This window comes from Paenibacillus timonensis (assembly GCF_022427145.1).
Lineage (GTDB): Bacteria > Bacillota > Bacilli > Paenibacillales > Paenibacillaceae > Fontibacillus > Fontibacillus timonensis.
The window spans coordinates 1-11,992 of the sequence record NZ_JAKSXN010000094.1 but is presented as its reverse complement, the minus strand read 5'-3'; the positions used below and the strand labels follow the sequence as shown (position 1 = coordinate 11,992).

Below are 11,992 nucleotides of genomic sequence, written 5' to 3'. Positions count from 1 at the left end.
TGTCTCGCCGATATTCCCATACCTTTGTTCGGTTAGCACCGGATCGTTGTAAACGGCAATTTTCGAATCGATGAGATCCAGATTCTTTTGCAAAGCTTCCATCTGCTGAAGGACCTGCAAACGATGATCCGCCAGCATGGCTTTCCGTTCCTCCAGCGTTTCCATCCCTTTCGCACACCAATCCGCGTATTGTTTGATTTCTTTGATGGGCATTCCCGTATCCTTCAGGCAGCAGATCATGGTCAACCACTCGAGATCCTTCTCGGTAAATATCCGGGTGCCGGAGGGTTCCCGACCGATAAAAGGCAGAAGTCCTTCTTTATCATAGTAACGCAGGGTATGCGCAGTAAGGCCAAACTTTGTCGCCACTTCGTGAATGGAATATTTCATATTCTCCCCCTTGACTTAGAGTTAACTCGAAGCAATATATCACTATAGTCCACAGCGACTCATAGATCAAGTGGCGACTTATTATTTAAAGGAGAAGTGATCGAAAGATGAATTCCATGAAGAAAATTGCGCTCGTTACCGGCGGCAGCCGCGGTCTTGGCAGAAATAGCGCGCTTGCACTCGCAGGCAAAGGAATCGATGTGATCATTACGTACCATACCCGGAAGGACGAGGCGGAGAAGGTCGTTCAGGAAATCGAAGCCCTTGGGCAAAAGGGGGCGATGCTCCAGTTGGATACCGGGAAAGTCTCCACGTTTGATGCTTTCGTTTCGCAACTGACGGACGTGCTGACCGAAGGATGGAACCGCGATACTTTCGATATCCTGGTGAATAATGCGGGATTCGGGATCCATGTTCCGATTGCGGAAACGACGGAGGAACAGTTCGATAGCCTGATGAATGTACAATTTAAAGGGGTCTTCTTCCTCTCCCAGAAACTGTATCCCCATATTGCCGACAATGGCCGTGTCGTTAATCTTTCTACGGGACTGACCCGTTTCGTCATTGAAGGGTTCGGGGCGTATTCCGCAATGAAAGGCGCCATCGAGGTGTTGACAAAATATATGGCGAAAGAATGGGGCAGACGCGGAATTCGCGTGAACGCGGTCGCCCCCGGGGCGATTGCAACGGATTTTGGCGGAGGCTCTGTACGGGATAATCAGCAGATGAGAGGTTTCATCGCCAATAATATTGCTTTAGGCAGAGTTGGCGAGGCTGACGATATTGGAGGGGTTGTCGCTTCCCTGTGCACGGAGGAGTTCGGTTGGGTTAACGGGACACGCCTCGAGGTATCGGGCGGTCAGATGCTCTAAACGATTGAACAGGTTTGCGCTCCAAAAAGAGGATTAGTATAATGTTCATAATCTATCAACGTGAGCCGACAATACTATTCTCTTGAAAGGGCAGGTGCATGCCATGACATTTAGCGAATACCGCTATGAACGCCCGGATGTCCAAGTTTTCCAACAGCGATTCAAGGAGCTTCTTGACGCGTTTGCGGGCGCGGATACTTATGAAGAGCAGGACCGGATCATGAGGGAGATCAATCAGCTGCGGAGCGGCTTCGAAACGATGCAGGAGATTGCCAGCACCCGGCATACGATCGACACCAACGACGAGTTCTATCAGGCGGAGCAGGACTTCTATGATGAGCACGGGCCGATTGTCCAAGAATTCATTACGGATTATTACCGTGCGCTGATCGGCTCGAAGTTTCGCGCCGAGTTGGAGCAAAAATGGGGGCGTCAGCTGTTCCGGCTCGCCGAGTTGTCGTTGAAGACGTTCAGCCCGGAAGTGATCGAGGATCTGCAGCAGGAGAACAAACTGACGACCGAATACGCCAAGCTGATCGCATCCGCGAAAGTTCCGTTCGAAGGCGAAGAACGCAATTTGTCCCAATTGATTCCGTTCCAGCAATCGATGGATCGAGAGGTTCGGAAACGCGCGTCTGAAGCCGCGTACGGCTTTTTGGCCGAACATGAGGATGACCTTGATCGAATTTATGACGAGCTGGTCCAAGTCAGAACGAAGATCGCGAAACAGCTCGGATTCAGCAACTTTGTGGAGCTCGGTTATGCCCGGTTGTCGCGGACGGATTACGATGCCGAAAGGGTAGCGAACTTCCGAAAACAAGTGCTGGAGCACATTGTACCGGTGGCCACGAAGCTGAAGGAACGGCAAAAGAACCGGATCGGCGTGGACCAGCTGTTATATTACGATGAGAGCTTTGCCTTTAAGTCAGGAAATGCGATCCCGAAGGGCGATCCCGAGTGGATCGTGAAGAACGGGGCGAAGATGTACGGGGAGCTGTCCCGGGAGACGGATGAATTTTTTGCCTTTATGACGAAAAATGAACTGATGGATCTCGTCGCCAAACCAGGTAAGCGGAGCGGAGGATATTGTACCTTTATCAGCGATTACAAGGCACCGTTTATTTTCTCGAATTTTAACGGCACGTCGGGCGACATCGATGTGCTGACGCACGAAGCCGGGCATGCTTTTCAGATGTATGAGAGCAGGGAGTTTGAGGTGCCGGAGTACCAATTCCCGACGCTGGAAGCGTGCGAAATTCATTCCATGAGCATGGAGTTCTTCACCTGGCCTTGGATGGATTTGTTCTTTGAAGAACAAGCCGATAAATACCGGTTTGATCATTTAGCCAGTGCAATCATCTTTATTCCCTACGGCGTGGCGGTGGATGAGTTCCAGCATTACGTCTATGAGCATCCGGAAGCGACTCCGGCGGAGCGCAAACAAGCTTGGCGGGAGATCGAACGCAAATATGTGCCTTACCGGAACTATGCGGATAACGCTTATTTGGAACGGGGCGGGTACTGGCACAGGCAGGCTCATATCTACAATTCGCCGTTTTACTATATCGATTATACCCTGGCGCAGATTTGCGCGTTTCAGTTCTGGAAGAAGATGCACGAGGACCGCGAAGCGGCTTGGGCGGATTACTTGCATTTATGCCGGCAGGGGGGCAGTCGTTCCTTCACGGAGCTGGTCAAAACGGCCGGCTTGACTTCACCGTTCGAGGACGGTTGCGTCACTTCGATAATCGGAAGCATTGAAGCCTGGCTTGACGGTGTGAATGACCAAGACCTATAAATAAAGATCTGTTAAAGACGCTTGCAAATTACATTTGCAGGCGTTTTTTTTCACGGGATATCGTCGTTGGCTTACTGGAATTACCGCGGAACATGAAATAATACAGGAGCGAAGCGGCCGTATATAAACAACCGGTCATGCTAAAGGTAATGGCGTAACCCCAATAGGTTCCGTAGGCGGTAACCAAATGCGATTGAACGGGTCCCATCGTGGCCCAGCCCAGCATGAACGCCGTTTGGGTCAGCGAATTTGCGATCCCTCGCCGCTTATCCGCGACGCGGTCGATCATGATGGCGGATTGGATCGGATTGGCCGCATTCATCAGCGCTTGCCGGAACAGGAAGCTTACAGCCGCAATGGCGAATCCATTCGTGAAGCCGGTAAGCAGCAGGAACGGCAGGGACAACATTTGAAAGCAAACGACCGCTTTGACTTGACCCACCCGGTTCGCCAAGGAAGGGCCAATCAGCATGGAGAAAATCGTCATCACCTGACCTAGCGAGATTAGCAGACTCATGAGGGACAGCGATATGGAGAAGCGATTGGTGAAATAGAGGTTGAGATAAGGCACGACGAGTCCCGAGCCCAAGCCGATCAATAGCTGGGCGGCAACGAAACGGGCAATCATCCGTGTTTCGGCGGCGGGAGACGATTCCGGCTCCTTTGAGGTGTGCTTCTCTGCCTCCGTTTTTACCTGTGTTCCGGGTTCTTTGCGGGTCTCACGGACGAACAGCATCGGAATGAAAGCGGCTAAGGTTGCGGCTCCTCCGATGACCAACACGGTTCTTAAGCTAAGCAAATTCGCGAAACCAAGAGACTTGAGGGCATCGGCGAACACGCCGCCGCCTAAACTGCCGATCACTTGAGAAGCAAGGCCAAGGGAGGAGAAGTAGCTGAACATCTTGAGTCGGTTGGCGGTAGTCACATTTTCAGCCAGGAACGGAATCGAGAGGACTTGAAAAAAAGAAGCAAACAAACCGGTAAACACGGCGAACCCGAGCAAAGCGCCTTCACCCGATGAGAAGGAGCGGAGAATGAAAGCGACGCCGCTTAGCAAAGCGCCTAAGACGAGGATTTTTTTGCGGCTGGTCCGGTCCCCCCAAATTCCGATCGGCACGAACATCAATGCCGTAGCAAAGGACTGAATGCTGACGACGCGTCCGTTCATGGCGTCATCGTAACCCAGTCCTTGAATGTATAAATTATATAGCACCCCAAACATGCCGGTGCCAATTTGATAGAGGATATTCGCCAAGAAGAAGAGCTTGATATTTCTGGACCATCCTTGTATTTCCCGCGTTAATGCTCGTAAATAACCCACTTGGTTCATCCTCCGCTTGCTTGTTGTCGGCTAAAATACAATTCTAGCACTTAACGGCGAGGGAAGGAAGATGCAGGGGATAAGAAAAAGAGACCTATTCGGTCTCCTTTTTCGAAGCTTTAGCCGGACGTTTTGCGTTCTGTTTGATCCGCTGATCAATTCCAGCTTCGCCTTGAATTTCGGCCGCCGCCTCCATCTGATGGTTTAATTGCTTTTCAATTTGGCCAATGCCGTGGGCACCTTGGTGATTTCTACTGGATGCCATCGCTCCGGTTGTACCTCCTATGTTGTATGTGGTGTGTTGTGAAATAGGTGTCGGGTTTCAAACCTTACAATACGTCAGAACGGGAGCAAATATGCACCGAAAAAATTCGACGGTGTTATTTTTTCGTCTGGTAGGGGCGGAGTAAGTTCATGTACGGGAATATCAAAAAAAGGAACCCATGAACGCTCCGGGTTCCTTTACTTATTGCATAGCAAAAGAGACGATGTTATAATCAAAAGACGACCGTCAATATAAATGATGATGGAATTATCCATCTTACATTTTAATCTTACCATGCAGTTGAGCTCTTGTCAAACGTTTTTTTCAAAATGAATCGGAGGAGAGATGTTCGTGAAATCTTTGGTTATTGAGTTACGGAAGTTGGATCAAGCACAGCTATCCCGTGTTGGCGGAAAAGGGCTGAATCTGGCCAAATTATCAACCATCGATGGAATCCATGTCCCTGAAGGCTTCATCGTCACAACCACAGCCTTTCAACAAGCCGTCGAACATAATGAAACCTACCGCAGATTGCGAAATCAGCTGATGCAACTTCAAACCGGGGATCTTGAACAAATCGGGGATATCTGCCGTCAGATTCGTCAGATCCTGATGGAAGTCGCGGTTCCTCCAGAAGTGGCGGAAGCGGTGTCTCGCCATCTCTCCCGGTTTGACGAAACACAGGCTTATGCCGTACGTTCCAGCGCAACGGCCGAAGATTTGCCGCAAGCTTCCTTTGCCGGTCAACAAGACAGTTATTTGAATGTCATCGGCTATGAGTCCATCCTGGAACATCTCCGCCAATGTTGGGCTTCTCTTTACACAGATCGTGCGGTGATTTACCGGATGCGAAATGGATTTAATCACGGTCAAATTACCATATCCGTAATCATTCAAAAGATGGTGTTTCCGCAAGCCTCCGGGATTTTATTTACGGCGGATCCGGTTGATTCCAACCGTAAGGTACTTTCGATTGACGCCGGCTTTGGACTTGGAGAGGCCTTGGTTTCCGGCCTCGTGTCTGCGGATGGTTACAAGGTGAAGGAAGGGAAAATCGTCGAGAAGCGGATCGCCGCAAAAACCTTGGCGATTTATGGACGGACGGAAGGCGGTACAGAGACGAAGTCCATCGATCCCGGTCAGCAAAAGGCCCAGGTTCTCACGGATGAGCAGATCTTACGCCTCGATCGGATCGGCAGACGGATCGAAGCTTTCTTTGGCCAGCCTCAAGACATCGAATGGTGTTTGGCGGAGGATACGTTTTACATCGTCCAAAGCCGACCGATCACAACGTTATACCCGATCCCTAAAGAAACGGATCAGGGGAATCACGTCTATGTGTCTGTCGGACATCAGCAAATGATGACCGATCCCATCAAGCCGCTGGGACTGTCATTTTACTTATTAACAACTCCGGCGCCGATGCGAACCGCTGGCGGTAGGTTGTTTGTCGATGTTATGCCTATGCTTGCTTCTCCGGATAGCAGGCAAATGATTATCGACACCATGGGACACTCCGAACCGCTGATTAAGGATGCGTTGATCACCGTCGTTGAACGGGGCGACTTCATTCCTTCGATGCCTCATGATCCGAATGGGTCGAACGCCGGCAAAAGAACAGGGCCCCTGCCGAGTGCCAATGACGGGTTGGGGATCGACAACGATCCAAACCTCGTATCAGATTTGATCAAACGGAGTCAAGCCTCGATCGAAGCGTTAAAGCATAACATCCGCGAGAAGTCAGGAACGGAACTGATGGAGTTTATTCAGGAAGACATCGTGGAATTAAAGAAAATTTTATTTGACCCGCAAAGTACGGCCGTGATTATGGCTGGTATGAATGCTTCGAAATGGATCAACGAAAAAATGAATGAGTGGCTAGGCGAAAAAAACGCAGCAGATTCGATTTCTCAGTCCGTACCGGGTAATATTACTTCGGAAATGGGCTTGGCGCTCATGGATGTCGCCGACGTGATCCGACCCTATCCGGAGATCATCGCCTATTTGGAGCAAGCGGAAGACGACGATCGCTTCTTGGATGAACTCTCGAAGTTCGAGGGGGGAGCGGAAGTACGTGACGCTATCGACGATTTTCTCGGTAAATACGGCATGCGCTGCCCTGGGGAAATCGATATCACGCGAACGCGTTGGGTTGAAAGCCCGATCATGCTGGTGCCGGTGATTCTGAGCAACATCAGGCTTTTCGAACCGAATGCCAGCCGGTGGAAATTCGAGCAGGGACGACAGGTCGCTCTGCACAAAGAGCAAGAGTTATTAGAACGTCTGAGTCGATTGCCGGATGGTGAACAGAAAGCCAAAGAAACCAAACGAATGATCGACCGCATCCGGAATTTCTCGGGTTTTCGGGAGTATCCCAAATACGGCATGATTCATCGGTATTTCATCTATAAACAGGCTTTGTTGAAGGAAAGCGAACGACTTGCGCTAGCAGGGGTCATTTCCGACAAGGAAGACATCTACTACCTCACGTTCGAAGAACTCCGCGAGACCATAAGGACGAATCGATTGGATGGACAGATCATCTCCGAACGGAAAGAAGAATACAAGCTATACGAAAAACTCATTCCCCCACGCGTGATGACGTCGGATGGCGAAATCATCCGGGGCAAGTATCAACGAGAGCATCTCCCCGTCGACGCAATCGTTGGCCTGCCGGTTTCTTCAGGCGTGGTCGAGGGACGCGCACGCGTCATCATGAAAATGGAGGACGCCGTGCTGGAAGAAGGGGATATTCTAGTCACCTCATTTACCGATCCCAGCTGGACGCCTTTGTTTGTATCTCTTCGAGGATTAGTCACCGAAGTAGGCGGCCTGATGACCCATGGATCCGTGATCGCGCGCGAATATGGCCTGCCTGCCGTCGTCGGCGCAGAAAATGCGACCCAACGGATAAAAGACGGGCAGCGCATTCGCGTGAATGGCACGGAGGGGTATATCGAGTTGATCTAAGCACCCGTTTGGAGTAAGAAAAGCCCATCCTGGAGTCATATCCAGGATGGGCTTTAAATAATACTATAATTCTGTAAATGAGGGCAAAAATGACATTACCAAATTTTATTGCATGATCATGTTAATTTTGTTTCCATATTTTCTACATAATTCGTCATTTATTTTCGGGTTTGAAGTAATGTTCATTGACTATGCGATAGAGATAGGCATAATCTGGAAGCAGTTTTTAAACCATTTTGTGGGAGGTAGTTTTATGAAAAGAAAAATGAAGGTCTCTTTCGCTCTATTGCTCCCAGTCCTCATGTTGGTATTTGCCTCATTTCCTGCATTCGCCTCAGAAGTTCCTGCGGACAAGTATGCTTATTCTTTGTCCGGAGAAGTAGGGACGCAGTCGACCCGAATTGAACTTGAAGAGTTTGACGACAACCAGGATTTCAGGGATATTCTTGCGGAGAAAAATGATAAAATCGTTCTCGTCAAGGATGGAGCTGAAATCAAGTTTACACCTAAGGAGAAAATGCCTGCCGCTGTAAGCTATTATACGGTGGATGGAGCTTATGGCGGCGCCCTGTTCTGGACGATTGACGGTTCAGAGGAAGCCGTGAATGAGATTGGTGCCAATCAAACCGCAACTACCACACTACATAAAAATTATGGCGGCTTTACGGGTGGTCTCTATTTTGTTTTTGAATTCGGCAATGGGGACCAAAGCACCAAAATCATTTACATGGTTTCCGATGGAGCGACACCCGAAACGACGAAAACGGAACAACCGGGCTCCACTTCTTCTTCCGAAACCAATTCCGGATCGAATAAGCCAATAGAGAAGCCTGACACTAAGCCAATGCAAACGGTGACTGTAACCGCAACGGCTTCCGTTTCTAAGGTTAAAGTTGACGGAAAACAGATTCCATTTGAAGCTTACAACATTAACAACAACACGTATTTTAAACTGCGTGATATTGCGATGGCTGTGAACGGAACCGACAAGACCTTTGAAGTCGGCTGGAACAGCGAGCATAATGCCATCAACCTGATTTCTGGCGAAGCGTATACGGCTCAAGGTGGGGAGCTTGCGGTATCTGCTCATCCGCAAGCAAAGAAAGCGACCTTATCTTCCTCGAAAGTTTTCCTTGACGATGAGGAAGTCAATCTTACCGCATACACCATTGGAGGAAATAACTACTTTAAGCTTCGCGATATTGCTGAAGCGCTTGGCATATCAATCACTTTTGACTCCAAAACCAATACGATCGGCATCGTTACTAACGAATAATTAGGAGAGATATCTTCGACTATCAAAAGAGGACCTGAACTGACTTCAGGTTCTTTTTTTTGCCCGTAAATCCCAGTACACCGTAATATTGCAAAATGCTAAATCGCCTCATCCGATAATCTGCGCAAGCGGTAAGCGTTTCTGGCGAATTCGCTTAATTCCTCGAGAATGGTGTAATTCGCCCAAGCGCCTGCAACCGCCCCGATCCCGGGCAACATCTGAAGCATTTTTCGAAAGTCGATGGCATCGCGATATTCGATCTGAAACGTCTCCCAGTCCAGCGTGTTGGAATATTCGGTTTCGTAGGCCCATTGTTCCTTGTCTATGTGCCAATGCTTAATGGAATGGAGCAACTTCGCTCGGTTTTCCGGTCCCGAAAACGTCATTTGAAACACCTTGAGAATGAACACGCGTTCGGAAAACTCCTTCGTGTCACAACCGTAAACATGGGCCAATTCGAACAAGAACTTCATCTTGATCGCGATGAGTGCAGGGAAATCCACCACGTTTAGCACAAGGCCGCCAGCTCCGGTACCCGCGCCTTCGGCAACGGCGATTTTTTGGTACAGACCAAACAGTTCTTTCGCTTCTTTGTCCGCGGACTCCAGATCTAACGTGCGCTGCACCGGACGGCTTGGCGTGTATTCCGCACCGAACAGTGCCGTACGGACGATGGAGCGAATGGTGGCCGTGATGATTTGATGCATTTTCGGCGGAATCAAGTGGTTCACTCGCTGGCTAATCGATTTCGATGTTTTTTCCAACCATCCTGGCGGCTTAAACATGCTGCGCTCCCATTCGGCAATTTCTTTGCGCACTTGCTGTTCGTAACTCATGATTTCACTCCCTTCGAGAAGCAACAGTTATGCCTATTGTAACGAAGATCACATTGAATCGGTATGGACCGGAGCCGGTCTTGGAGCCTCGACTAAAGTCCGGCCATGTCTACATCATGCTAGTCGCTGACTTGAAAATCAAGGTTCTCCTTCATGGGATGAACTATAATGAGGAGGTATTTGATGGCGAAATCCATGACAGACAGGAGTGCAGGAGATGCTGTTTTCCAATCCACGCGAACCGGCGAGCAGGGTCCCGGCATTTATTAATGCCGGACATATGGAGACGATCGCCAGAAGCAAGAGTCCATACGGTCCATATGAATCCTGTCCGCATAATTTCGATGCGACGAATGGATTCCAAGTCCAGCATCGCGTCCTGAAGGAACTTGGGTGTCCGGAAATCAGAACGATTTCTGATTTTGAGAATGTCCTCAGATAGTATGCCGCGAAACATCCGACGACGGACGGTCAACCCACGATTCCGCCGATGGCTGGAAAATGCTGATTACGGTCACCAACCAGCCAAAAATACCATGGGCGGGATGAATGATGGCGAATATCACGTCGATCCCGAAATGTATGAAGCGAGGCTTCACTATAAAAGACCGATCGAAAGGGAATATTTCCGCTGGTTGAAGAAGTTGTACAGTGAGGGATTGCTCGATAAGGATTCTTTAGTCCAAAAAGAAGATCAATATAAAGTGAAAATCGCCAGCGGCCGCGTACTGGGGGCGGCTTCGGATGAAGGCCAGGTGCTGCGGAACTTGGGGATTAAAGGAAAGGAAAGCATTACCAAGTGGAAAACGGCACACGCGTCATCCCTGCCGATATTCTGGATAAGAAAGTGAATGACGCCAGCTCTTTTTCGAAAGGAACGAGGATTAATCTCTATTACCAGGTGATTTTTCAGAAAACACAGGACATGGTTCAGAAGCGGATTCCGGAAGCGATTTTAAACAAACCGGATCAGTTTGCCTCCGTCGATGAATTCTTCGCCGAATAGGACCGCGCCGGAGCCGAGAAAATGGAGCAGGAATATACCGCGCTGGTTAAAGCGAGAGTAACGCTTCTTACAGGAAAAGAAGTTAAGAAATCACTTGTGGGGATATCGTAGTCGTCATTCGACACGGTATCCCTCTTTTGACTAGGAGTCGGTAATGTCGTATCGGGCACGACCGGTCTCAACCGTCATCGTTTGCCCGTCGATCCGGGCCAACTTCATTTCATCCACCGGAATGAGAAACGTATCCTGAGGAAGGGGAAGCTCCATACCATTAGGCTGGATCACCCGGCCTTTACCCCGTAGAAACAAAACAGGTCCGCCAGTATAATCATCTAGCGCATGGCTATGATCATCATGGATGCCTTTCTGTTCCAGTTTTAATCTGACCTCGTCGGCATCGCCTTGCTCCTCTTTGCGGATATGCAAATGACCGCCGATGTGCGCATCGAGCCAGTCCATCACGGGCTGCAGTCGCTCATTCATTGGCCTCGGCTTCCTTTCGCTTGCTCTGTGCGTTCGGCGATCCGGTGCTGCAGGAACCCTGAAATCCGTCATTCATTTTCAGCTCGTCAAGGTGTTCACGCATAGGTTCATCTCCAAGCAAATCAGCCGTGAGCTTCACCACAGGCGGGTTAAATTCGACGTGCCCACGTTTGGCAGCGTTGCTCATCTTTCAGCACTCCCTTCCGGTATATAGAAAGACATGAAACCGAAAGTAGTATTACCGCCAGTTTGGCGGCTTATCCTTTCTCTAATCCTGGAGATGGAAGGATTTACTCCTTTTTATGAAACTTGCGAGAGTGATATATTAATTGTCCGGCCCACGGAAGTCGTCGCAAGATGATGCCATGGAAGGGGCGGGGCGAGGCGTAAACGTGCCAAACAAGAAGATTGGATTGGAAAAACTTACGCCTTGAAGTGAGCTTTCCGAGTATGCTATATTAGATTTCCTGCCGGTTACACGGTAGGCGGTCAGCGAAATGGCAGGATTTACTTCTTGCAACGAAGCTTACTGAAATGATATAGTATTCTTCCGGCGCTTGAATGGCCGGCAGCAAACGAAGTTGATCTTTGAAAACTGAACAACGAGTGAGTAATAAACTGAGTTTTAAATCTCGTCAGATTCAAAATGAGCTATCAGCTTATTCAATAAGTATCAACTTTATTGGAGAGTTTGATCCTGGCTCAGGACGAACGCTGGCGGCGTGCCTAATACATGCAAGTCGAGCGGACTAATAGGTTCTTCGGAACCTGTTGG

Annotated in this window: 10 protein-coding genes, 1 rRNA gene and 1 pseudogene; 6 read left to right on the top strand and 6 right to left on the bottom strand. The window is 49.4% G+C overall.

The window, feature by feature from the left end; genetic code table 11:
* Positions 1-390, bottom strand: a 390-nt coding sequence (locus tag MJ257_RS23435) for a MerR family transcriptional regulator (RefSeq protein ID WP_240271542.1), incomplete at its 3' end; no start/stop codon positions are given.
* A gap of 107 nt (positions 391-497) precedes the next feature.
* On the opposite strand from MJ257_RS23435, the gene MJ257_RS23430 reads away from it, so the two are divergent.
* Both MJ257_RS23430 and MJ257_RS23425 read left to right on the top strand, forming a co-directional pair.
* On the top strand, positions 498-1,262 hold the full coding sequence (locus MJ257_RS23430; protein ID WP_240271540.1) for an SDR family NAD(P)-dependent oxidoreductase: 765 nt from the start codon (positions 498-500) through the stop codon (positions 1,260-1,262).
* A 103-nt stretch (positions 1,263-1,365) separates the two neighbouring features.
* The gene (locus MJ257_RS23425; RefSeq protein WP_240271539.1) at positions 1,366-3,060 is read left to right on the top strand and encodes a M3 family oligoendopeptidase; all 1,695 of its coding nucleotides are present in this window, start codon (positions 1,366-1,368) and stop codon (positions 3,058-3,060) included.
* 28 nt (positions 3,061-3,088) lie between these two features.
* Here MJ257_RS23425 and MJ257_RS23420 read toward each other — a convergent pair whose 3' ends face one another.
* Positions 3,089-4,381 carry an MFS transporter gene (locus MJ257_RS23420; protein WP_240271538.1) on the bottom strand — a complete coding sequence of 431 codons (1,293 nt, stop codon included), beginning with the start codon at positions 4,379-4,381 and terminating at the stop codon, positions 3,089-3,091.
* Between the two features lie 94 nt (positions 4,382-4,475).
* Positions 4,476-4,646 (bottom strand): hypothetical protein, encoded by a 171-nt coding sequence (locus tag MJ257_RS23415; protein ID WP_240271537.1) that lies wholly within the window; start codon positions 4,644-4,646, stop codon positions 4,476-4,478.
* A gap of 351 nt (positions 4,647-4,997) precedes the next feature.
* Between MJ257_RS23415 and ppsA the strand changes: the two genes are divergently transcribed.
* Both ppsA and MJ257_RS23405 read left to right on the top strand, forming a co-directional pair.
* The gene (gene ppsA / locus MJ257_RS23410) at positions 4,998-7,616 is read left to right on the top strand and encodes a phosphoenolpyruvate synthase (RefSeq protein ID WP_240271535.1); all 2,619 of its coding nucleotides are present in this window, start codon (positions 4,998-5,000) and stop codon (positions 7,614-7,616) included.
* A gap of 253 nt (positions 7,617-7,869) precedes the next feature.
* Positions 7,870-8,892 carry a stalk domain-containing protein gene (locus MJ257_RS23405; RefSeq protein ID WP_240271534.1) on the top strand — a complete coding sequence of 341 codons (1,023 nt, stop codon included), beginning with the start codon at positions 7,870-7,872 and terminating at the stop codon, positions 8,890-8,892.
* A gap of 98 nt (positions 8,893-8,990) precedes the next feature.
* Here MJ257_RS23405 and MJ257_RS23400 read toward each other — a convergent pair whose 3' ends face one another.
* Positions 8,991-9,728, bottom strand: coding sequence for an EcsC family protein (locus tag MJ257_RS23400; RefSeq protein WP_240271533.1), 738 nt, complete (start codon positions 9,726-9,728; stop codon positions 8,991-8,993).
* Positions 9,729-10,068: 340 nt separating this feature from the next.
* Between MJ257_RS23400 and MJ257_RS23395 the strand changes: the two are divergent.
* A pseudogene (locus tag MJ257_RS23395) lies at positions 10,069-10,845 on the top strand (type 2 periplasmic-binding domain-containing protein); the annotation flags it as partial.
* 30 nt (positions 10,846-10,875) lie between these two features.
* Here MJ257_RS23395 and ymzB read toward each other — a convergent pair.
* Together ymzB and MJ257_RS23385 are read right to left on the bottom strand one after the other, a co-directional pair.
* Positions 10,876-11,217 (bottom strand): protein YmzB, encoded by a 342-nt coding sequence (gene ymzB / locus MJ257_RS23390; protein ID WP_240271531.1) that lies wholly within the window; start codon positions 11,215-11,217, stop codon positions 10,876-10,878.
* On the bottom strand, positions 11,210-11,404 hold the full coding sequence (locus MJ257_RS23385) for a hypothetical protein (RefSeq protein WP_240271529.1): 195 nt from the start codon (positions 11,402-11,404) through the stop codon (positions 11,210-11,212). The genes ymzB and MJ257_RS23385 overlap by 8 nt, the downstream gene beginning before the upstream one ends.
* 492 nt (positions 11,405-11,896) lie before the next feature.
* Here MJ257_RS23385 and MJ257_RS23380 point away from each other — a divergent pair.
* Positions 11,897-11,992 (top strand): 16S ribosomal RNA (locus MJ257_RS23380); the annotation flags it as partial.